Genomic DNA, 22,234 nt, shown 5'->3' with positions numbered 1-22,234 from the left:
AGATGTATCTGACGAAAACTGACCCAAGCGCCAATATGCATCGCTTCTATCGCATGGACATCGTGCCGGGTCTCTTTGGCGACTGGGGATTGCTGCGGAGCTGGGGCCGGATTGGCAGCTCTGGTCAGGTCCGCACGGACTGGTTTGAGACTGAAGAAGCCGCCAAAGACGCGCGGTTCAATCTGCAAATGCGGAAGGCAAAGCGGGGATATGAGTAGGAGTGAGGAATAGCAGATGCTCGCTCAAACGGGACCCTTTCTGGAAGCAAACAGAAGCGCCCCGGCTAGCTAGCGAGGGGCGCTTCGTTCTCACGCAGAAATCTGCGCAGTAGGTTTTACCGGATTTCGTCCAGTACAGCTTTTACTTTCGCGACAGTCGCCGCTGCGTTCTGCCCGGAGTAGAAGCCCTTACCGGTTTGTGGGTTCGGCAATGATGCCCACTCCTTAGACAGGTTCAACATGAACTGCTGATCATCGATACGCTCTGCTTTCCAGGCATCAAAACCGCGTCCATTGAGGAGTTCCAGCGCAAGTTGATCCTGGAGCTCTGCCGTGAAGTTGAGGTCGTCTTCGAGCTCAAGCTTCTTCTTTAATGCCCGCAGTGTTGTGCGGACGATTTGGTAGCGCCCAATGGCGGAAGAGTTCCACGTGTTGGCAGGATGAGCGAGCATTGAAGTCTGCAGGACGTCTATCTCTGCCAACGTCATGCTTGTCAGATCGACATCGCCACCCGTGTAGGCGCCGTAGGAAAGGGTTTCATTATAGCCTTCACCCTTGTCTGTCCCTTCCGTCAAGCCGATCAAGTCTAGAAGTGGCGCGACGTTCGCCGTTTCACCCTCATTCTGCAGCTGACTACCATCCGTGTTCAGAACAACTTCATCGGCTGGTTTGGTGGAGAATTTCAGCTCGAACGTCGTTTTGATCTCTGGAACGATCTGCCCATCTTGGAACGTTGCACCGGCATTGCTCGAGAAGGATCCGCTGGTAATTTGCGGGGTGGAGCAAGCTGCCAGTGCGAGAACTATCAGAATGCCCAGAACCTTAATAAGAGATGTCATTTTCTGTCTCCTGTGTTGATGACAGGGACAGAAAGAGAAGGTCTCAGGCCTCTAAGCTTCTGGTGTGATCTCTATGTGTTAGTGTCCTTTAAATATCTGTTTTTATTATATTTTAATCACTCTCAAAGCTCTCTAAGTAACTTCAAAGACAGGTCGGCGGCGGCGGCTCCTCGAACGCAGAATCTGCGGTTGATCGAGGGCCGGTTTTGGGTACTCTTGGGTTGTGTTTTCAGAAAGGGTTTTGGGATTTGACCAGTGTAAAAGCGAATGGGAAGCTGATCAGGAAGCTCCGTGAGAAGCTCCTAGACGGGAAGAAAGCTTCTCAGCAGTACATCGCTAATCTTTCGGCTGACCGAGAAGCCTTGGCTAAATTCAAGGGCGAGACGCCACCGGTATGGATCAACGAATTCGGCAACGGTTGGCTCAGCAATGTTGAGACCCGATCGGACGACTTGTTCGAGGAGAACCTTCTAAGAAGCCTTGCTTACATTCTTGGCGTCAGTTTCGAGAGCATCACCTTTTCCGAGTATGAGAGTCCTTATAAGGGTCTCCAGGCCTTTAGCACCAAAGACGCTAGGTTTTTTGGTGGCCGCGACGATGAAGCAAGGGCGGTGTTTGATCGTCTGGGGGAATACAACCTCGTTGGCATAATTGGCGCCTCCGGAAGCGGCAAATCCTCCTTGGCATTTGCTGGCGTTTGTCCCTTGATCACGGCAGAGCGACCAGGCTGGACCCTGCTGTCATTTCGTATCAAAGCTAAACCGCTTGAAAGTCTCTTCCATGCGCTGGATGCTTGGCTTTTTGCTGAAGAACAGCTTGATTTACCAGCGCGCATTGCTCGGTTCGTTCACCAACTTAATGAAGACAGTGACGCTCTTTATCATTACCTTGAAGGCAAGCAGCAAAATACGGGACAGATACCAGTCCTGCTCATCGATCAATGGGAAGAGCTGTATGTTCATAACGATGAAATCGAGCGGGCAGTTTTCTTACGAAATATCGTCTCGGCCATCCAAAAGGGTGCTGTCAAAGTCCTAGTAACAGTACGAAGCGACTTTTATGGAGAACTTCAAAGCTCGGAGCCGCCGTTTTTCAAGTTACTTAAACCAAATCTCATCGATCTAGAGCCGATGGCTTTAGACCAGCTGCGTGCCGCTGTGGAGAAGCCACTGGAAGAAACAGGCCTACAATTTGAAAGGGGACTAATCGATCAGCTATTGGAAGACGTTGGCATGGATCAAGGTCAGCTCCCGATTATGCAATTCGCACTTTCAAAGCTCTGGCTTGGACGTGATCTTCAGCTCAATCGAGTAACGTTCGAGACTTACAGTAATCTCGGTGGTGTCAGAAACGTCATCAAAACACATGCTGATGAGGTCATCGAGAAATTAGAACCCACCGAAAGGAAGATCGCGAAGTATACTTTGCCCGCCTTGGTAAATCTCGGCGAGTTCGGAAACGACGTAAAGCTAAGTGTGCCCCTGTCTCAATTCAGCGCCGAGCAACGGGAAGTTTTATGGAAGCTATCAGATAGGGACAGTCGCCTCCTAACGATTTATAGATCAAACGATGTGACTAAACCGGGCACGGAAACAGATTTTGTTGAGATAGCACATGAAGAGCTGATCCGTTCGTGGCCCTCACTCCGGGATTGGCTGAACGATGATATTGAGTTTCATTTGCAAGTTAGTCGCATGCGTGCCAGCTACACTCAATACCAGGAAAGCGGTTTTGACTCAGATTTGCTTATTCCAGAAGGTAAACCCATCGAAGATGCAAAATACCTTTTGCAAACACACGGACGCCAAGGTCTAGGTGAAATTTCGGGTTACATAAAAGCTTCAATAGAGAAGTGGAAAAAAATTGAACTTGAAGACCAGAAAAGAAGGAAAGTAAGATCGTACGTTATATCTGCCGCTGCTATCTTCGCTTTCGCTGGTATGGTGACAGCCTCATACTTCTACCTGCAGGCAAATAGAACCTCTGCGCTTCTAGAAGAGGAGCGAGTAAAGCTCGTAGATTCGAACGATAGTTTGGAGTTTCGAAGACAGCAGGCTGTTGAAGCTCTTAGCGAACTTGAAGCGAAAAACACAGAACTTGAAAACCTCAATGATCAGCTTGAAACAAAGAATATAGAGCTTCAGAGTGCCATCGCTAGGATTCAAAACTTGGATGCTAGGAATGAGCTTAGACTGAGCTTTGAAGCACTTTCAAAGTTTTTTTCATCTCTGCATACTGCGTGTTCTGACGTCGCAGCATCAAATGAGGCTACGGTATGGGCGGCCATGCAGCGCCTGTCTCGAAATATAGCCTTTGAGGTTAACTCATTTGAGCGAAATAATGATTTGCAATTTCGCGGCGATTCTTGCGCCCCGTTACTGAGGCTGCGAGACGCAGCAGATATTTGGTCCGCTCAACCGGAGAGAGCAACTAACCAACAGCATCCTGAAGTACGCCGCTTCTTTCTTGCGTTTGACATGCTTGCTAGCGAAGTAAACCTGATGAGAGCAATGATTGAAGCCCGCGTAGTCGTTGGTGTCATGCCAAAGAGCCCGGATGATTTAAGGAGCGGCCTCAGGTGGTTGTGTGAGACGTCCAACATTCAAAATTGTCGCTAGCCGCCAAAGTCTGTTGTAAAGGCGCTCGATCATTGTTTGGCAATATTTACATAATGAACCCTACGCGCCTCGCGGAAGTGTCGATGGTGCAGCATGGCCCATACCCTCAGAAGCAATAGGAGTCGCAGTTCAAGTATCGCTCACAGGACAACGAAATGAAGTTTGGTTGCAGTGCTTGCTGCGAGTGAAATCAAAGTCTTGAACCGTTCCTGCAATTGCTTTCTAAGACTCGATTGCCTGGAGAGGGCTAGCTTTGTCTGTTCGACAAACCGCCTCACGAGGAGGCGGTTCTGACTTCATCCGACTTTGGACGGTCCCGCCAAAGCAGCTTCCGCCAGCGCAACAGCATCAAACAGAAGGTAGCCACGCGGCGTGTTTTCGTAGAACATTGGGCGACGTTTGGGAAGGTATCCAGCAACCGCAGCGTGACGTTCAGCAAGTGCCACGGCCCGCTCGTATTTTGACGGGTAGGCCCGAGGCAGCGGGACTGAGACATCGAGCAGCTCGTGTTGAGCCGCTTCTTCTTGGAGCGCCTGAATCAGAACCTTGGTTCTCGGGTGTTTCAAGCAACCTTTGGCAATGGACTCCGTTACAACTACGTCTGGTTGATAATCGGCAATCAGACCACTTAGAAATCTTCTCATCCCTTCCGGCTTACGCGCTAGGCGTTCCGTTGACCCCCAATCCTGAACCTGCCCATTTCGCAGGAGGATGTAACCTGCGCGCCCGGAACCAACCGCAATCGCAAGAACACTAAGCTTCATAGGCAAGAGCTTCGGTCAGACGTTTTTCAAGGCGATTGATTGAGCCGGGCCGGTTGTGTGTGTTGGATGAACGGGCCTCAATGACGGGGAGTGTGTGTACTTGTCCCAAAATGACACGTTGCCGCTCGCTCATGAGTGTCCCAAAGAAGGCTTCAAAACTGCGGGCGTATACAATCGACAGATCAACGATCTGCTCAAGATTGGGACGTCGCTTGCCCTGCTCAAGTTCCGAGACGAGCGATTGGTTTGAAGAGATGAGGTGAGCAACATCAGATTGGGTAAAACCGGATTTCCTGCGTTCTGTCCGCAGATCCAATGCAAATTGAGTGCGCATAATGCTTAGAATTAAACTTGTACCCGGCCAGTCTATTGCAGCCCGCCAGACGGACAAAGAGACCAGACTATCTCTTTCAAGGATAAAAACAGAACCTGCAGCAAGCCCAATCAAACGTGGCGCGGCTCCTTCACCCTAGTACATGGCGTCTGAATTCGGCATGAGCCTGAGGTGAACTGGTCCTTGTGCGCTCTTAAACCAGACATAACGTGCCACGATGGCTGTCCGCGCCGAACCGGCCCCCTTTAAAAGGGCCGGGATCGGCAAACGCCACGTGGCGCCGTCCTCCGCACCTTGTCTGGCCAAGCCACCAATCCAAGGCCAGGTGCGTTCACTTGGTGTGACGAATGAGTGAGCGATTTCTGACAGCATTTCCGCACGGTCACAGGGAAAACGCCGCCCGGCTACCGGACGGCGTATTGCGTTTTGCGCTGGAGGCTCAGAACAGCGACAACTGACGGCTCTCATTGAGGTAACTCTGCCAGCGCTCGGTATCTGCAGCGTCATCGAGCCAATGCAGTACCAGGTTTCGTATGGTTTGCTCCGACGCATCATCAGTGGATGGAACGAAGCATGAGCGATAGCCTGTCTCGGTCAGCGGCAGAACATCCGGAGATCGGAGTTCGATGTGCCAAAAATCGGAGCCCAACCAGTTGAATTGGAACGACACTTCGACCCGACGTTCCTGCCAGACGAGTTCGAACGTTTCGTACGCGCTGCCCATCAGTACTCACGCGCCAGCAGGATGGTCATAACCCTGAAGGTCATACTCTCATTGGCAGGGTTCTCTGACCCGGCACTAAGAGTCTCGTCAGCGTAATAGTCGAGCTTGAAAAAGACCTTCTGGCCCGCGACGTCGAGGGCGCCGAAGTCATGCTCACCCCACGGGTCATTGTCTTCGCTGAACTCGGTGAAGCCCCGTACTGCCACGATTGCCGACAGCATGAAGTCGGCTCCCTCCGACTGAATGCCTTGCGTCACTAAGACCGTTCCACGCCCTTTGCCGTTGGTTCGGAACTGGTCATTGAGTTCCCTTATGCGTAGGTGCGGCGGTGCGGACTGCTTCATCCATTCGAGGTGGGTAGCTGCATCGCAATTGTGGCAGAATGCATCGTCGAAGGTTTGCTCCAATTCCCACATTCCACTGTCTGGGTTGAAACATGCCCATGCGTCCAGAACGACGCGCTCGGAGCCGCAGGTCCGACAGCGCGGTACGTTGCCAATCTTATCTTCATTGTCCATTGATCTGTCTCCTCTTGCTGAGGCGATCCCGAACCCAGTGTTCGAGGCCGCCCGGCAGGAGGCGACAGTGAGAAGGAGCATCTGATCGCATGGTGGCATGACAAGAGAGATGGACGTACCGACCAGCGTATTCTTGTGAGCAATAAACGGGTCGCTTTGCGAACGGTGACCGGCAACGCAAACTGCTCGTATGTTGCCCTATCCCGTGCTTGGTCTCGCACATCGCCGCTATGGAGATCCGGCGCCATTCGGGATCACGCCTGCCGACCGACGGTTCCACCTGTACTGTTTGGGGCAGTCAGGCACCGGCAAGTCCACCATGCTGAAGAATTTGATCTGGCAAGAAGCACGCTTTGGCCAGAGGCTGTGTCTGATTGATCCGCACGGTGATCTGGCGTTTGATGTGCACCAAAACATCACACGCCCCCATCTCTATTGGGACGTATCCGATCCCAATTGTCCGCTGGGGTACAATCCACTTCAGCATGTTGGCAACGCCTTCCGACCGCTGGTGGCTTCAGGGCTGATCGACGCATTGAAGAAACAATGGCCGGATGCCTGGGGTGCACGTATGGAGCATTTGCTGCGCCATGCAATCCTGGCGTTGCTGGAACAGCCTACAGTCGATTTGCGCGACCTCATGCGCCTCTTTGTATACAAAGGCTTCCGCAGACAGGTCACCGAACGTCTTACCGACCCGCAGGTTAGGTTCTTCTGGAAGCACGAATTCCCCGCGTTGAACTATCAGACCAGCGCGGACGGTGTTGCGCCGATTTCAAACAAGTTGGGAGCCTTTCTGGCCCACCCGACCGTTCGGACCGCATTGTGTGAACCACGCGTGCCATTGCGGTTTCGACGCACGATGGATGACGGAGAGATCCTGCTCATCAACCTTGCAAAAGGGCGTCTTGGCGCAGATGTCACCAACGTTCTGGGTGGGCTGATTTCCTCAAGTATACTCAACGCCGCGTTCACGCGCCACGATACTGTGGAAGATGACCGCCGTCCTTTCGCGCTGCACATTGACGAGTTTCACAACCTGACGACCCACAGCTTTACCGACATGCTGTCCGAGGCCCGGAAGTATGCGCTGTCGGTAACGCTTGCGCATCAGCACCTCTCCCAGATCGATACCGCGTCGCGAGATGCCATCCTGGGCAATGTGGGCTCCTTGGTGCTGTTCCGCGTTGGTGCGCACGATGCGCCACCTTTGGCGCGGTTCCTTGGCCCCTTCAGTCCTGCTGACTTGCAAAACCAACCAAACCACCGTGCGATAGTCTGGATGATGCATCAGAGTGAGCGCCTCCGACCGTTCACCGCGCATATGCTGCCAGCCTATCATTCCGGGACCTAAAGTGGTCGCTAGAGGCGACTTGTGGGCTTTTGTACATTTTGCCTATGACCGAAGACGAACGCATTGAGCGGCACCTGGAAATCTGCCAGCGGGTATATGAACGGCTGGTGGCCGAGGGCAAATGGCTGTGGCCGGATTGGCCAAAATCTGAAGATGTGGTAGAGTCCCAACAACCTGAAACTGACGTATGAAACCGTGCTTTGGATACATTCGAGTATCCACCCAGAAGCAAGGCGAGGGTGTATCACTCGACGCACAGAAAGACGCCATCACGGTTTTTGCGAGTCGGAACGATCTCACCGTCACGAAGTGGTTTGAAGAGAAAGAGACCGCGGCCAAATCTGGTCGCCCAGTGTTCACGGCCATGCTCAAGCAACTGAAGCAAGGCAAAGCCCAGGGCGTCATCATCCACAAGATCGACCGTTCTGCCCGCAACCTGCGCGATTGGGCGATGTTCAGTGAATTGCCTGACGCGGGTGTGTCTGTCTACGTCGCCACCGAGAGTCTGGACTTCAATTCTCGCGGTGGACGTCTCACCGCCGACATCCAGGCCGTCATCGCCGCCGACTACATCCGCAACCTGCGGGAAGAGTGCATCAAAGGGATGAACGGTCGTTTGCAACAAGGGCTATTCCCTTGGGGTGCTCCGCCTGGATATCTGAACCAAGGGGGCGGAAAACCGAAGATTCCGTGCCCTAAGACAGCGCCACTGATTAAGCTTGCGTTCGAGCTCTATGCCTCGAGGCAGTATTCGTATGAAACGCTATTGGACGAACTGCACCGACGGGGGCTGCGCAACACGCGCGGCGGAAAGCTCACCCTTTGTGGCTTAGGTAACATCCTGCAGAACCCCTTTTACATCGGCTTTATGCATGTCAAGAGCTCTGGCAAGACATATCAGGGTGTCCATGAACCTATCGTGCCGGTCGCCGTTTGGAAGCGCGTCCAGGCCATCCGAAGTGAACGGTCAGGTCCGAAATCCACTCGCCACAACCACCTGTTCATGGGGCTGTTCCGCTGTGGGCTTTGCGACAAGCCGATGGTGCCTGAACGGCAGAAGGGCCACGTATACTACCGCTGCAATCGGAGCGGCTGTGCTACCAAAACACTACGAGAGGAGTTGCTCGATGATGCGATCCGACAGGAACTCTGCACCTTGGAGCTAAGCGCCACGGCTGCAGCGAGAGCACAAAACACGGACAAACCTGACGCCTTGATTGACTTGGAAGAACAGCGTTCTGCGCTGGACCTCCAGATCAAGGATCAGGAGTGCCGATTGGAGCGACTTGAGGACTTATTGATTGATGGAACGCTGGACCGACACAGGTTTACACGTAAGCAGGGCGACATTCAGTTGCGCCTCGCTGAACTCCAAGATGAGATGCTCAAATTGCCTGATGTCGACGCTTTAGCTGAATATCAAGAACAGTTGGCCGAACTACGAAAGAACCTTGTATATCTTTATGATATGGCAAATCGGGCCGAAAAGCGCATGATCGTCGAAAACGTGTGGCCGAACCGCACGGTGTCGCGAAACGAGGTAGCGTTTGAGCCATATTCTTGGGTCACGAGGGGGAAATCTGACCCAACCCTCCTCGGTGGTACACAGGAGCGGGACGTAGACCGAACTTTTATTGATCTACTCGATAAACTGCGAACTGAACCACAGAGTGATGGAGCAGCCTAGAGGCCAGCTGATCTATCATGTCAATAATGTACACAGGAGCGAAACGTAGACCGAACTTTTATTGATCTACTCGATAAGCTGCGAACTGAACGACGGGGTGATGGGGCAGCCTAGAGGCCAGCTGATCTATCATGTCAATAATGTGCACATTTGCGAGGCGAAGATCGAACTTTTGTGAAGCTTCTCGAGCTTCTGAACACTAGGCCACAGGACGAAGACGCTGCCTAGCAGTCAACTTATGAAACGTGCCCATTTGCGAGGTGAAGATCGATCTTTTTTGAAACTTTTCAAACTTCTGCTCGCGGACAAGCCATTAGGACCACAGCCATGACAGTCAGTCCATCACCCAAGGTGAGCCAGAGCGGATGCGCGCCGAGGTCTTATAAAACCGCTGAATATACTGCGCATTGGACGACACGACGACAATACTGACTGCTAGTTCTGAAGTTGGGCTATAGGCTAAATGATATGCGCTGGCTTCCCAGACTCTGCAGAGCAGCTGCAATCGAACATGAGAAGAACTGACGAAGTTGGTCGAAAAATCGCACGTCGAACACATACATATTCAGAGCAGATTGGGTGGACATTTAACTACTGCACTCAGAAGCTGTCCTTTCGAGATATTGTTTGCGCGTGGGGGCTGTGCCAAAATCCTTGCCGCCAAAGGAGAAAAATATGGTTGTCGCTGGACTTAATGGTTTCGGTAGGTTTGGACTAGGACTGTTTCAGGCCTGGTATCAAGATAAAAACTCCCCTTATGACATTAGTTTCATACACGATCCGATTCTGGGCCCCAACGAAGTGCTATCGATTCTGAAAAACGACCCAATCGTTCGGTCATTTTCTGATCAAGGCGTTTTCCTCGAGAACGATGACCTCATACTTCCAAACGCGGCCAATGGTTCAAAAAGAATTAGATGCTCTACTGGTATGTTGGAGGCTGCGGAATGGCTTGGTGAACCAGAAATATTGTTCGAGTGCTCTGGTCGTCGTGAAAACCACCAGTACTTGAACAACGCGGTTCAGGGAAAAACCTTCGCTGCTCTTGTTGGTGCAACGATTGAAAATGCGGACACCGAGTTGATATTTGGTCTTAATCATAGATCTTACCAGGCGGACATACACAAAGTTATTTCTTTTGGCTCCTGCACAGTTATTCCAGGGACTCATGTTGTATCCGCTATGAAGGAAAAGTTCGGCGTGAAGTCTTGCTTGGTAAATATACTCCACTCTGTGCCACGATGGCAGCTTGAAGAAGGACGCTGGAATTCATTGCAGCGAAAAGAGTGTTCGCTAGAGGCTGTGGGTTCTCGGATTTTGAATTTTGAAGAAGAAGAATTGAAAGTAAATTACACTTACGCACCATATTGGGGTGTTTCTCTGATGGATTTTTGTGTTGAGACCACAGCTCAAATCTCTAGAAGTGACGTTGTTGCATTCTTGAAAGAGAAAGCACTCTGTGAAGAATGGCGGGGGATCGTGGGTATTGTTGGTGAAGACATTGGAGGACAGGCCTTTCAACACTCCAAAGAATCCATAAACCTTGTAATTGATGAGGTCGATGTGCGCGGTAGCCGAGCATACTTTTTTGGATACTTCAACAACGAAGGATCGGGGATACGGTTGCATGATCTTTGTTGCTTTTTAGTCGAAAAGAATTCTGATTCTTGACCGCCAGTTTTTTTGAAGAATCATGAACAAGACTTTTGAGAGAGTTTTTTCTGAAGAATTGAGTTTCGTCAAGAGTTCCAAAAGTTGGCTTTTGGATGAGTTTGAGAAGTCGATTGGAGGCCGAGATAATTTAACTCTTTGGGAGCATACATTGGCGGTTTGGCAAGCCTTCGAGTTTTTCTTCTTGCCATCGCATCAGTTTTTATTTCCCGCCGATAAGATAAGGGCAATGATTTTTTTGCATGATGTTGGAAAACCTGAAGCTATTGCGGTTGGTGACCCCGAACGTCAGCATGAAATCACGTCCGATTTCATAGGGTCGCTCGTACCGCGAGGACAAATGTCTTCTAGCCAGTTGGCAGACATCTTGGCGGTTGTAACGATAGACCCGATTGGAAAGCATTTGAACGCAAAACACCGCTTGACGCAGGAAAGAGCTTTGTCTGAGTTGATTTTGTTAGTCAGAACTTTGCGTTGCTCTCGGATAGAGGTATGGGAATTGGTGAGTTCCTATTATCAAGCTGATGTGTGCGGATATCCCAGCCTGAGAGCCAAAGTATTTGGAGAATCTCACTTACCACGCACAAATTTTGATTCAGACAATCTTGAACTCTTCCATCTCGACATTGATGAACGGACTCGGTTCAAAAAACTCAAGCACGAATTTTTGAGTTTGTAGTCGCTGTCTCAAGACCACTAGAGCCGATTAGAAAATGTCTTTGATTAATCCGCGATTGTTTTGTTTGCGGACCCCAGCACGTCAAAAGCTTCTTGTAATCTAGCGACTATGCCCTTTTCCGCTTCTCGCAAAGATTTTCTAGGATCGTATAAAGATTTATTGGGCTTTCCAGTGTCAGGATCGATTTGATGTTTGAAAGCCTGACTGTTTGGCTCCATGAAAGAAAACAATGCAGAGGAAAATGCGAATTGGGTATCAGTGTCGATGTTCATCTTGAAAACACCATAATCGACTGCTTTCGAAACATCGTTCTTTCCAGAGCCTGATCCACCGTGAAATACAAAATCGCACGGTTTTGAATTCGCGCCGCTAATCCTTGAAGAAATATACTTTTGACAATCGTCCAGTATCGAAGGTCGCAAGTGAACGTTGCCTGGACGGTAGACCCCATGAACGTTGCCAAAAGCTGCCGCAATAGAAAAGTGGCCAATATCGTTCAAGGTTTGGTAGGCGTACCATACGTCTTCTGGCTGCGTATAAAGACGTGAGTTGTCCGATACATCATCTGACCCCACGCCGTCTTCTTCACCACCGGTAACTCCAAGCTCTATCTCCAACGAAATATTCAGTTCCGCCAGGGCTTCGTGATACTTCGCGCAGGTATCGATGTTTTGGCTTACCGGCTCCTCGGACAAGTCCAGCATATGGCTTGAGAAGAGTGGTGAGCCTGTTTTTTCGAAGTGCATTCGATTCTCGACGATCAAACCATCTATCCAAGGGAGCAGGCCACGGTTTGCATGGTCCGTATGTAGCACAACACACACTCCATAGTCTTTCGCGACTGTGTGCACATGTTGTGCCATGGAAACTGCGCCAAGCACTTTCGCCCTAAGCGCGTCTTGAATGCCTTGCCCAGCAAAAAATTGTGCGCCACCATTTGAAATCTGAATAATCACGTCGGAGCGAGCATTCGACGCAGCTTCCAAAACTGCGTTGACCGAATTTGTTCCCACTACGTTTACTGCGGGTAGCGCATAAGCACCACGTTTGCATGCTTCTACGAGTTCAACGTATTCACGGCCTGTTACTACACCAGATTTCATAGGATTGCCTTTTCTTAACTATACCATGACTTGTTCACTCGCACCCAAAGCAAGTGGGATAACTTGAGGGTCAGTTGTATTCTGGGATCGCCCAAAGCTGGAGATAAATCAAGCGCGCTTGCTATGAAACGGGCAGGGTGCGTCTTTGATGCAAGCGCTAAATTCGTCGTTGCGATCTAGTTGAGCCCAGATGGCTCATGTACTCTCTTCACTTTATCGTCTGTCAGGATTTCCTAATTCTGTGCCTGAAATGAGCCTAAACATAAATTCGCCGGCTTTAGTTTGGGGCTAAGTCTCTGATTTTATTGGAGGCGAGTACCGGAATCGAACCGGTGTACACGGATTTGCAATCCGCTGCGTCACCACTCCGCCAACTCGCCTTGGTGGTAATCTAGCAAGCGCTTAGCATTGCGTTTCTTTCCCGGCAAGGCCATCTGCACAGATTTCGGTTTTGTTCTGTTCCGGCTTTTTGGGCTGCGAGCGTGGTCTGGAGGGGGCACGCATTGGTGGGGCAACCACCCAGTCAAGTTGATGACCTGGCAGCGACGGCTCTGCAGAGTTGTTACATCTTCACAGTCCGTTGGTCTTTCCCCGCACTTGCGTGTATTTTAGGATGCGCGCCGGAGGGCGTATGCCTGATCGGAGTGGGACCCTGATGACAGAACCGACATTCCGTATCGAGGAGGACAAAGGCGCGTCAACGCTGCGCCTGTTCGGACGGTTGGTGACTAAAAGCCTGGGCAAGGTAGAAGCTGATTTCGCGCAGGCAACAACGCGCTCGACGACGTTTCGGATCGATCTGAGCGAAATTGATGCGCTCGACACCGGCGGCGCATGGCTTATCGCCGATCTTGCCTCGCGGCTCGAAGCCTCCGGCGTTGAGGTGGAGTACAGCAAAGCATCTGCCGCACATCTACAATTGATCAAAATCGTCGCGGCGTCGCGGCCAGATCAGACTGGCATTGAGGATCTGCCGCGCGGTCTTTTGCCTTGGCTTGCGGGAATCGGGGAAAAGACGGCCGAGATCGGCCGATTGATCCTGTCATTGATGAGCTTCATGGGTGAAACGCTGGTTGTCCTGGCCCGGACGATGTTTCGCCCTTCACGTTGGCGTCACGCTGCGCTGGTGAACCAGATGGAGGAGGTGGGGTTCAACGCCATCCCGATCGTGGTGCTGATGAGCTTTCTCATCGGTGTGGTGCTTGCCTTTCAGGGCGCCTCGCAGTTGCGTCAGTTCGGGGCCGAAATCTTTGTGGTCGATCTGATCGCGATTTCGGTCCTGCGCGAGCTGGGCATTCTTTTGACTGCAATCATCGTGGCAGGCCGGTCGGGATCGGCGTTCACCGCGTCAATCGGGTCGATGAAAGTGCGCGAGGAACTGGATGCGATGCGAACTCTGGGTCTGGATCCGATCGAGGTTCTGGTCCTTCCCCGCGTTTTGGCGCTGGTGATCATGCTGCCGATCCTTGGCTTCATCGCCAATATCGCAGGTTTGTTTGGCGGTGCCTTGATGAGCTGGATCGAGCTGGGCGTCAGTCCGGGAATGTTCATGACGCGTCTTCAGGAAAACACCGATATCTGGCATCTGATCATCGGGATGATAAAAGCGCCGGTCTTTGCCGCCATCATTGGCACCGTCGCGTGCTGGCAGGCGATGCAGGTGCGCGGTTCGGCAGACAGTGTCGGTCGTCACACCACGACATCGGTGGTTCAGTCGATTTTTCTCGTGATCGCGGTAGATGCCCTGTTTTCGGTCTTTTTCGCGGAGCTTGGGCTTTGAATACTGGCGCCCCGAACGACCGGACCCCCATCATCGAGGTTCGAAATCTGCGTACCCAGTTCGGACGCCAGATTGTGCATGATCAATTGGATCTGGACGTTTGGCGTGGCGAGGTCTTGGGCATTGTCGGCGGCTCGGGCACCGGCAAGTCGGTCTTGCTGCGGACGATTGTGGGTCTGAACCGCCCCGCGGCCGGATCGATCCGCGTTCTGGGGGTCGATATGCTGCATGGCAGCAGCGCCGAACGCCGCGAGACCGAACGTCGCTGGGGCGTTGCGTTTCAGGATGGCGCGCTCTTTTCATCGCTCACCGTCCTTCAGAACGTCATGGCACCGATGCGCGAACATCTGAAGCTGTCCCACACCCTGATGAAGGCGTTGGGTGAACTGAAGATCAGCCTGGTCGGTTTGCCACCCTTGAGCTGTGGAAAACTGCCGTCCGAGCTGTCGGGCGGCATGCGCAAACGCGCGGCGCTTGCACGCGCGCTTGCTCTCGATCCAGAGATTGTGTTCCTGGACGAGCCGACGGCCGGGCTCGATCCCATTGGCGCGGCCGCCTATGACGATTTGATAGGCGAACTCAAGCGCTCTTTGGGCCTGACGGTGTTCATGGTCACCCACGACCTCGACAGTCTTCATGCGATCTGCGACAGAATAGCGGTGCTGGCGGAAAAGCGCGTGCTCGTGGAAGGGCCAATTGAGCTGATGAAGAACGTGGATCACCCTTGGGTGCAGGAATACTTCACCGGACCGCGCGCGCGCGCTGCCCAGCACTCAGTGTAACAGGCGACCATCGGATATGGAAACCAAAGCCAATTACGTGCTGATAGGCGTCTTCACCTTGCTGGGTGCCTTGGGCGCCCTGGGCCTGGTGCTGTGGTTGGCGAAGGTCGAAGCGGACCGGCAATACGCATACTACGATATCCTGTTTTCCGATGTGGCCGGGCTGGGCACCGCAAGCGACGTGCGCTTCAACGGCGTGCCGGTGGGCCAGGTGATCGATCTGGAGCTGGACGAAACCAACCCCTCGCAGGTGCGCGTAAGCATTGAAGTCGATGCCGACACACCTGTGAATTCGGATACCGTTGCCCAGCTTCAGGCCCAGGGTGTGACCGGTGTCAGCTATGTCGCTTTGTCGGGCGGGTCGACCGCCGCCGCACCATTGTCGGAAAACGCGGTTATTCGATCCGAGCGCTCGGCGCTGCAATCGGTCTTTGAAGGTGCGCCAGAGCTCTTGGATCGGGCGATCTCTCTTCTGGAAAACATCGACAGCGTGTTTGACGACCAGAATCGCGAGGCCGCAGCGACGATCCTCAGCAACCTGGCTGACGCAACGGGGCGTCTGGACAGTGCGCTTGGCGATTTCGAGGTGTTGTCGGCCGATCTGCGTGTTGCCGCACAGGAGGTTGCCGCGTTTTCCAATCGTCTTGAGCGGTTGGGCGATGTGGCCGAGACGACGCTCACGACCGCCACGGACGCGCTGAGCAGCGCCGATACCGCCTTTGAGAGCGCCACAAGCACCATAGCGACGATCGACACCTTCACTCAGGAGGAACTGACGCCCCTGGCCTCGGACCTGCGAACGACGGTTCAAGCCGGTGAGCAGGCGATCAAGGACCTTGGAGAAAACTCCGACATCGTTGCAGAGCGGTTGCAGACACTGGCCGATGACGGGGGCGTGGCGCTAGAGGCCGCGACGAAAGCCTTTGACAATGCAACACAAACATTGGAACTCATTGACCAGGCGATGCTGGATACCTCTGAAACCCTTAGTACGGCTGACCAGACCTTTACCATGGCGAATGACCTGTTCGAAAACGATGTTGGCGAGATTATCGGTGACCTGCGTGAGGCAGCCACCGCGTTCACCTCTGCGGTGGAAGGGGCCGCAACCGATATCGATGCGATTTCCGACGAAGTCTTGGCAGCGTCCCGCTCAGCGGCCAGTTTCACCGATACACTGGACAACGTCGTGGCCGGAAACGAGCGCCAACTGGCGCAGTTCCTGCGCTTGGGCTTGCCGGAGTTCGTGCGCTTTACAGAGGAGGCGCGCGGACTTGTCGTGAACCTCGAACGCCTGGTGAGCAGGATCGAACGCGACCCGGCAAGGTTCTTGCTTGGCACACAAAACTCAGATTTTCGTCGATGACCTTGCGCCTTGCGACATTGATGACGGGATTGATGCTGCATACCGGGCTTGCGGGATGCGCCGGGTTGTCGAGCCTTGCCGAGGCGACAGCCCCGACTGACCTCTATACCTTAAGCCCCAAAAGCACGTTCAGCGCGTCCTTGCCAAAGCTGCAATCGCAGATCGTCGTCAATCAGCCGACAGCGACGGCCTTGGTGGATACCAACCAGATTGCCGTGCAACCGACATCCTTGCAGGTCCAGTACCTGCCGGATGCGCGCTGGATCGATCGCGCCCCGTTGATCGTCCAGGCGCTCCTGATCGAGAGTTTTGAGAATACCGGCAAAGTCCCGGCTGTCGGCAGTTCGGCCATCGGGCTGCGCGCGGATTATCTGGTCGTGACCGACATTCGGGAGTTTCAGGCCTTCGTCCCGGAGCAATCCGAAGGATCCGCCCTGCACATCGACGTACGCCTCAACATCAAGCTTGTCGACGCGTTTTCCGACCGCATCATTGCGTCCAGGTCATTTGAAGAAATTGTCGTATCGGCATCGGACGAGGCGGCTGACGTGGCTTCTGCCTTTGACGAGGCCCTGGGCGACACCATGCGCGATGCCATCGAATGGAGTATCCGCGAGATCGCAAAAAGCGCGGCGGATCAGGACCGCCAAATCTAGCCGGACATGGCTCGGCCTGTTGGCCAAACGGCGCCCTTGCATGAGAACAACCCGTCGAGGCCATAACTCCGCTTGCGATTCCTGCGGATGTCGTATTTCCTAACGCGTGCCGGGTCGGTTTTTTCCGAATACGGCCAACGGGTGCGATGACCGCGCTCTGAGCTGCCCTGACACCTGAACGATTTGGCCGCTCCCCATTTCTCACAACAACCGATGAGATCTTCATGTCCATGTCAGATACTATTCATCCCTCCGCGCGGGCCTATGCCGACGAAGTCAGCGCAGGCACCTTATCGCGCCGCGAATTTCTCACCCGCGCCACATCGCTGGGCGTCACGGCTGCTGCCGCTTACGGGCTTTTGGGCCTCGCGCAACCGGCCAATGCCGCAGCCCATGCTCAATCCGGAGGCACGCTGCGGATCGAATCCTCCGTCAAGGCTCTGAAAGACCCGCGCACCTATGACTGGCCGCAGATGTCGAACTATACCCGCGGCTATCTGGAGTATCTGGTGGAGTATCAGATCGACGGCAGCTTCAAACCCATGTTGCTGGCAGGCTGGGAGGTGAACGCCGACGCTACCGAATACACGCTGAACGTGCGCCCGGGCGTGACCTGGAACAACGGAGAGGCATTCACCGCCGAGGATGTGGCGTTCAATATCGCGCGCTGGTGCGAGACGGGGGTAGAGGGCAACTCGATGGCGTCGCGCATGGGCTCGCTTGTTGACGCGGACACTGGACAAGCCCGCGAGGGGGCCATCACGGTCGTGGATGAGACCACCGTGCGCCTGACGCTGGGCCAGCCCGACATCACCCTGATCGCCGGTTTCTCGGACTACCCGGCCGCGATCGTGCATCAAAGCTTTAACGGCGATCCGCTCGATACCCCGATCGGCACCGGCCCCTACGTACCGGGCGAGTTTGAGGTTGGCGTCAAAGCGGTTCTGGTCAAGAACGAAGACCATGCCTGGTGGGGCGAGGGGGCGTATCTGGACCGGATCGAATACCTGGATTTCGGCACTGAACAGGCCGGTATCGTCGCAGCGGTCGATTCCGACGAGGTCGATATGGTTTATGAGTCCATCGGCGATTTCATCTTTGTGATGGATGGGATCGGCTGGGCCAAATCCGAAGCCGTGACGGCCAACACCGTTGTCATTCGCCCCAATCAGGCCGCCGAGGTGAACGGTATCAGGCCCTATGCCGATGCCCGTGTGCGCCGGGCCCTTGCGATGGCGGTGGACAACGCGGTTCTGCTGGAACTGGGATTTTCCGACAATGGGCGCGTTGCCGAGAATCACCATGTCTCGCCAATCCATCCCGAATATGCTGAACTCCCGGCACCGGTCTTCGACCCTGCAGGCGCCAAAGCGCTGATGGACGAGGCAGGTATGGGTGATTTCGAGCATGAGTTGATCTCGATCGACGACACGTGGCGCAAGAACACCTCGGACGCCGCTGCCGCAATGCTGCGCGATGCAGGCATCAACGTCAGGCGGACGGTTCTGCCAGGGTCGACTTTCTGGAATGACTGGGCGAAGTACCCATATTCGACAACCGATTGGGCGCAGCGACCCTTGGGCGTCCAGGTGCTTGCGCTGGCTTATCGCTCGGGTGAGCCGTGGAACGAAAGCGCCTTTGCCAATGAAGAGTTCGACACCCTGCTGAGTGAGGCCCTGTCGATTGCGGATGCGGATCAGCGGCGCGAGGTGATGGCCAAGTTGCAGAAGATCATGCAGGACGAGGGCGTGATCATCCAACCCTATTGGCGGTCGATCTATCGCCATCACAAGGAGAACGTGGTGGGGGCCGAGATGCACCCGACCTTTGAGATCCATGTGACCAAACTGGGCTTCGCCGCCTAGGCCGTCCAAGTGCTTGACTGCGGCCTGACACGTGCGATGTGCGTGTCAGGCAATCGCGTTTGGCGTGCGCATCAAACGGGCGGCCAGCCGCGCAGCCTTGCAAGAGCGCGCCTCAGGAACGCTGTCCGGCGGATCACCGATGGAAGACTGTCGCGCATGCCGTCGTCGGGCATGCCACGCATGATGCACACGAAATCTGGCGGGGTCTAAGCAGTCATGCCCTAGACATCCAGTTCTTCGACGAACCGCGCATTCTCTTGAATGTACTGGAACCGCAGCTCGGGCTTCTTGCCCATCAACTGCTCCACCAATTCACCGGTTTCGCCGGGCTCGTCTTCGTCGATCGTCACACGGATCAGCTTGCGCGACGCGGGATCCATCGTCGTTTCCTTGAGATCCTTGGCGTCCATCTCCCCAAGCCCTTTGAACCGCGACACGTCGATCTTGCCTTTGCCGCCCAGGCCCTTTTCCAGCCAGACATCGCGTTCCGCCTCATCCAGGCAATAGACCCGCTTGGCCCCCTGGGTCAGGCGGAATAGCGGCGGACAGGCGAGATAGAGGTGCCCGGCGTCGATCATCGGGCGCATCTGAGTGAAAAAGAATGTCATCAGCAACGACGCGATATGGGCGCCGTCCACGTCCGCATCCGTCATGATGATGATCTTGTCATAGCGCAGGTCATCCAAGTTAAACCGGGTGCCCAGTCCCACACCCAGTGCCTGGGTCAGGTCCGAGATTTCGGCGTTCGAGCCCAGTTTCGATGATGCGGCGCCCAGCACGTTCAGGATCTTGCCGCGCAACGGCAGCAGGGCTTGGATCTTGCGGTCGCGCGCCATTTTGGCAGAGCCACCGGCGCTGTCGCCCTCAACGATGAAAAGCTCGGTGCCGTCGCGATTGTTCTGCGAACAATCGACCAGCTTGCCGGGAAGGCGCAGTTTCTTGGTGGCCGTCTTGCGCGCTGTTTCCTTCTCCTGCCGCCGACGCAGCCGTTCCTCGGCGCGCAGAACGAGGAAATCCAGGATCGCGCCGGCCGATTTGGTATCCGCGGCCAGCCAATTGTCGAAATGGTCCCGGACCGAGTTTTCGACCATGCGCTGCGCGTCCACGGTGGCCAGCCTGTCCTTGGTCTGACCCACGAATTCCGGCTCGCGGATAAAGCACGAAACCAGTGCGCAGCCCCCCGTGATCAGATCCTCGCGGGTGATCTGCGCGGCCTTTTTGTTGCTGGCCAGCTCTCCATAGGCGCGGATGCCTTTCAGGATCGCCGCCCAAAAGCCCGCCTCATGGGTGCCGCCCTCGGGCGTGGGCACAGTGTTGCAATAGGACTGGATGAACCCATCGCGCGATGGCGTCCAGTTGATCGCCCATTCGACCTTGCCGGGATTGCCGAACTTCTCCTTGAAATCGACGGTGCCCGCAAAGGGCCGTTCGGCATAGGTCGAGGCCGTGCCCAGCGTCTCGGTCAGGTAATCCGAGAGGCCGCCGGGAAAATGGAAAGTGGCCTCTGTCGGGGTCTCGCCGTCATTGATGGCCGATTTCCAGCGGATCTCGACCCCCGAGAACAGATAGGCCTTGGACCGGATGGATTTGAACAGCCGTGCGGGCTTGAATCGGTGCTGGCCGAATATCTCGGGGTCGGGATGAAAGGTGACGGTGGTGCCGCGGCGGTTCTGGGCGGTGCCCACCTTTTCCACCGGGCCCAGCGGCAGACCGCGCGAAAAGCGTTGCTCGAACACGGTCTTGTCGCGCGCCACCTGTACGACCATGCTGTCGCTCAGCGCGTTGACCACCGATGCGCCCACCCCGTGCAGGCCACCGCTCGTTTCATAGGCCTTGCCAGAAAACTTGCCGCCCGCGTGCAGCGTGCACAGGATCACCTCCAGCGCCGATTTGTCGGGGAATTTCGGGTGCGGATCCACCGGGATTCCGCGCCCGTTGTCGCGCACGGTCAGGGCATAATCGCCATGCAGCTCCACCTCGATCCGGTTGGCGTGGCCTGCCACGGCCTCATCCATTGAGTTGTCCAGGATCTCGGCGACAAGGTGATGAAGCGCCCGTTCGTCGGTACCGCCGATATACATGCCGGGGCGTTTTCGAACGGGTTCCAGCCCTTCCAGCACTTCGATGGAAGAGGCGTCATAGGCGGGGCTTGTCCCGGTAAGAAGGTCGTCGGCCATTGCTGCTCTGCTTTGTTGATTGGCAGGCAGTATGGCAGCGTGACGCAAGGTGCGAAAGAGGTCATCCGCCGCTTGCCGGAAGATCCCGTCTTTGGGGGCGCTTTCGCTTGGGGCAGGGCGCAGCCTAGGTGCCGCCGAACGTGGCCGCGCGACCCAAAAACACGCTTTGGATCGCGCATAAGCCTGGAGTTTTCGGTTTGTTGGGTCTCAGATGGCTATTTGCTGAACATCACCGGATACGTGGCATGATGCAAAAGGTCCTGGGTGGCGGCCCCGATGACAAAGTCATAGGCGCGCGAATGTCCGAACGCGCCGGTTACGATCAGGTCCGCGCCTTGCTCAAAAGCGTGGGCATTCATCGCCTCGGCGATGCTGCCGCCGACCTTGTCACGATGCACAATCGATGCGTTCAGTCCTTGACGGGCATAGGTCGCGGCCAGATCCATACCGACATAATCGGTGAGAGGATCGGATTGCGCCGCGTCGATCCGCAAGACACTGACCGCCGCGCCCGGATCCGTCACCAAGAGCAGATCATGGGCCGCCCGGGCGGCCTCGCGCGTGTCGCTCCAGCCCAGCACGACCGAGCGACCGATCTCCGGCCCGTCATAGCCGAGCGGCACGATGATCACCGGACGGCCGCAATCGCGGATCACGCGGGATTGTGCATTGTTCTGGTCCACCCGGTCGTGCTGGGGATCCCCCGCGGCCATGATCACCAGATCGGCGGTCCGCGCGCTTTCCAGCATCCGGTCGGCGGCCGACACCGCCTCGGCCTTGACCAGGCGCCATTCGCTGACAAACGTTTCAGCCTCGGTCCATTTGTCAAAGACCGCCTGGATCTCGGCGGCTTCTTTGTTCTGATTCTGATTGAACTGAGCAAAGACCGAGCCGGGGACATGCATGGCAATGCCAGGATAGACTAAAAGCGCTTCGATCGTGTGCAGTCCGATCAGATGTGCCCCGGTCCTGCGCGCCAGGGGGACCGCCATCTTCATCAGGGTATCTGCGTGGTCGGCGGTGGTCATACAGACCAGTATCGTCTTGAGGCTCATGAGTGTTCCTTTGGGATCAAGGCGGGTGGGAAGGGCCGCAAAGA

At 54.9% G+C, this 22,234-nt stretch carries 19 protein-coding genes and 1 tRNA gene; 11 read left to right on the top strand and 9 right to left on the bottom strand.

From position 1 onward, the window contains the following. Nucleotides 1-2 precede the first annotated feature (2 nt). Complete coding sequence (locus tag HEP69_RS02985) at nucleotides 3-218, top strand: WGR domain-containing protein (RefSeq protein ID WP_290557037.1); 216 nt, start codon at nucleotides 3-5, stop codon at nucleotides 216-218. 116 nt (nucleotides 219-334) lie between these two features. Here HEP69_RS02985 and HEP69_RS02980 read toward each other — a convergent pair whose 3' ends face one another. Further along, nucleotides 335-1,057 carry a hypothetical protein gene (locus tag HEP69_RS02980; RefSeq protein ID WP_290557036.1) on the bottom strand — a complete coding sequence of 241 codons (723 nt, stop codon included), beginning with the start codon at nucleotides 1,055-1,057 and terminating at the stop codon, nucleotides 335-337. 248 nt (nucleotides 1,058-1,305) lie between these two features. Here HEP69_RS02980 and HEP69_RS02975 point away from each other — a divergent pair, with 248 nt between their 5' ends. Beyond that, entirely contained in the window at nucleotides 1,306-3,675 is a 2,370-nt protein-coding gene (locus HEP69_RS02975) for a hypothetical protein (RefSeq protein ID WP_290557035.1), read from the top strand. A 296-nt stretch (nucleotides 3,676-3,971) separates the two neighbouring features. Here HEP69_RS02975 and HEP69_RS02970 read toward each other — a convergent pair whose 3' ends face one another. The 4 genes from HEP69_RS02970 to HEP69_RS02955 form a co-directional block, all read right to left on the bottom strand. Then, nucleotides 3,972-4,319, bottom strand: coding sequence for a hypothetical protein (locus tag HEP69_RS02970; RefSeq protein ID WP_290557034.1), 348 nt, complete (start codon nucleotides 4,317-4,319; stop codon nucleotides 3,972-3,974). Nucleotides 4,320-4,428: 109 nt separating this feature from the next. Then, a complete protein-coding gene (locus tag HEP69_RS02965; RefSeq protein ID WP_290557033.1) occupies nucleotides 4,429-4,887 on the bottom strand; it encodes a helix-turn-helix transcriptional regulator in 459 nt (152 codons plus the stop codon). Nucleotides 4,888-5,212: 325 nt separating this feature from the next. After that, the gene (locus HEP69_RS02960; RefSeq protein ID WP_290557032.1) at nucleotides 5,213-5,497 is read right to left on the bottom strand and encodes a hypothetical protein; all 285 of its coding nucleotides are present in this window, start codon (nucleotides 5,495-5,497) and stop codon (nucleotides 5,213-5,215) included. After that, nucleotides 5,497-6,015 carry a DUF3768 domain-containing protein gene (locus HEP69_RS02955; RefSeq protein WP_290557031.1) on the bottom strand — a complete coding sequence of 173 codons (519 nt, stop codon included), beginning with the start codon at nucleotides 6,013-6,015 and terminating at the stop codon, nucleotides 5,497-5,499. Before HEP69_RS02955 ends, HEP69_RS02960 begins: the two co-directional genes overlap by 1 nt. Nucleotides 6,016-6,205: 190 nt before the next feature. Here HEP69_RS02955 and HEP69_RS02950 point away from each other — a divergent pair, with 190 nt between their 5' ends. The 4 genes from HEP69_RS02950 to HEP69_RS02935 all read left to right on the top strand — a co-directional run bounded on the left by HEP69_RS02950 (nucleotide 6,206) and on the right by HEP69_RS02935 (nucleotide 11,406). Continuing rightward, the gene (locus tag HEP69_RS02950; RefSeq protein WP_290557030.1) at nucleotides 6,206-7,369 is read left to right on the top strand and encodes a TraM recognition domain-containing protein; all 1,164 of its coding nucleotides are present in this window, start codon (nucleotides 6,206-6,208) and stop codon (nucleotides 7,367-7,369) included. A gap of 187 nt (nucleotides 7,370-7,556) precedes the next feature. Continuing rightward, nucleotides 7,557-9,056: a recombinase family protein gene (locus tag HEP69_RS02945; RefSeq protein ID WP_290557029.1), complete on the top strand. Its 1,500-nt coding sequence runs from the start codon at nucleotides 7,557-7,559 to the stop codon at nucleotides 9,054-9,056. Nucleotides 9,057-9,731: 675 nt separating this feature from the next. After that, entirely contained in the window at nucleotides 9,732-10,727 is a 996-nt protein-coding gene (locus HEP69_RS02940; protein WP_290557028.1) for a hypothetical protein, read from the top strand. 22 nt (nucleotides 10,728-10,749) lie between these two features. Beyond that, nucleotides 10,750-11,406 carry a hypothetical protein gene (locus tag HEP69_RS02935; RefSeq protein ID WP_290557027.1) on the top strand — a complete coding sequence of 219 codons (657 nt, stop codon included), beginning with the start codon at nucleotides 10,750-10,752 and terminating at the stop codon, nucleotides 11,404-11,406. Between the two features lie 44 nt (nucleotides 11,407-11,450). Here HEP69_RS02935 and fbaA read toward each other — a convergent pair whose 3' ends face one another. After that, nucleotides 11,451-12,509: a class II fructose-bisphosphate aldolase gene (fbaA, locus tag HEP69_RS02930; RefSeq protein ID WP_290557026.1), complete on the bottom strand. Its 1,059-nt coding sequence runs from the start codon at nucleotides 12,507-12,509 to the stop codon at nucleotides 11,451-11,453. A 306-nt stretch (nucleotides 12,510-12,815) separates the two neighbouring features. Then, nucleotides 12,816-12,889, bottom strand: a tRNA-Cys gene (locus tag HEP69_RS02925). A 275-nt stretch (nucleotides 12,890-13,164) separates the two neighbouring features. On the opposite strand from HEP69_RS02925, the gene HEP69_RS02920 reads away from it, so the two are divergent. From HEP69_RS02920 to HEP69_RS02900, 5 genes are all read left to right on the top strand, one after another. Beyond that, a complete protein-coding gene (locus HEP69_RS02920; RefSeq protein ID WP_290557025.1) occupies nucleotides 13,165-14,289 on the top strand; it encodes an MlaE family lipid ABC transporter permease subunit in 1,125 nt (374 codons plus the stop codon). Beyond that, the gene (locus HEP69_RS02915) at nucleotides 14,286-15,071 is read left to right on the top strand and encodes an ATP-binding cassette domain-containing protein (RefSeq protein ID WP_290557024.1); all 786 of its coding nucleotides are present in this window, start codon (nucleotides 14,286-14,288) and stop codon (nucleotides 15,069-15,071) included. Before HEP69_RS02920 ends, HEP69_RS02915 begins: the two co-directional genes overlap by 4 nt. A gap of 16 nt (nucleotides 15,072-15,087) precedes the next feature. After that, entirely contained in the window at nucleotides 15,088-16,437 is a 1,350-nt protein-coding gene (locus HEP69_RS02910; RefSeq protein WP_290557023.1) for an MlaD family protein, read from the top strand. Further along, entirely contained in the window at nucleotides 16,434-17,093 is a 660-nt protein-coding gene (locus HEP69_RS02905; protein WP_290557022.1) for an ABC-type transport auxiliary lipoprotein family protein, read from the top strand. Before HEP69_RS02910 ends, HEP69_RS02905 begins: the two co-directional genes overlap by 4 nt. A gap of 224 nt (nucleotides 17,094-17,317) precedes the next feature. Next, on the top strand, nucleotides 17,318-18,958 hold the full coding sequence (locus tag HEP69_RS02900; protein WP_290557021.1) for an ABC transporter substrate-binding protein: 1,641 nt from the start codon (nucleotides 17,318-17,320) through the stop codon (nucleotides 18,956-18,958). 221 nt (nucleotides 18,959-19,179) lie between these two features. Here the strand turns inward: HEP69_RS02900 and parE are convergent, their stop codons facing one another. Both parE and HEP69_RS02890 read right to left on the bottom strand, forming a co-directional pair. After that, the gene (gene parE / locus HEP69_RS02895; protein ID WP_290557020.1) at nucleotides 19,180-21,135 is read right to left on the bottom strand and encodes a DNA topoisomerase IV subunit B; all 1,956 of its coding nucleotides are present in this window, start codon (nucleotides 21,133-21,135) and stop codon (nucleotides 19,180-19,182) included. A 215-nt stretch (nucleotides 21,136-21,350) separates the two neighbouring features. Next, nucleotides 21,351-22,190 (bottom strand): universal stress protein, encoded by an 840-nt coding sequence (locus tag HEP69_RS02890; RefSeq protein ID WP_290557019.1) that lies wholly within the window; start codon nucleotides 22,188-22,190, stop codon nucleotides 21,351-21,353. Nucleotides 22,191-22,234: the final 44 nt, after the last annotated feature.

The sequence above is a fragment of the Aestuariivita sp. genome (assembly GCF_021404545.1).
Classification (GTDB): domain Bacteria; phylum Pseudomonadota; class Alphaproteobacteria; order Rhodobacterales; family Rhodobacteraceae; genus Aestuariivita.
The sequence above is the reverse complement of the archived record's forward strand: the minus strand, read 5'-3'. Positions and strand labels throughout refer to the sequence as shown.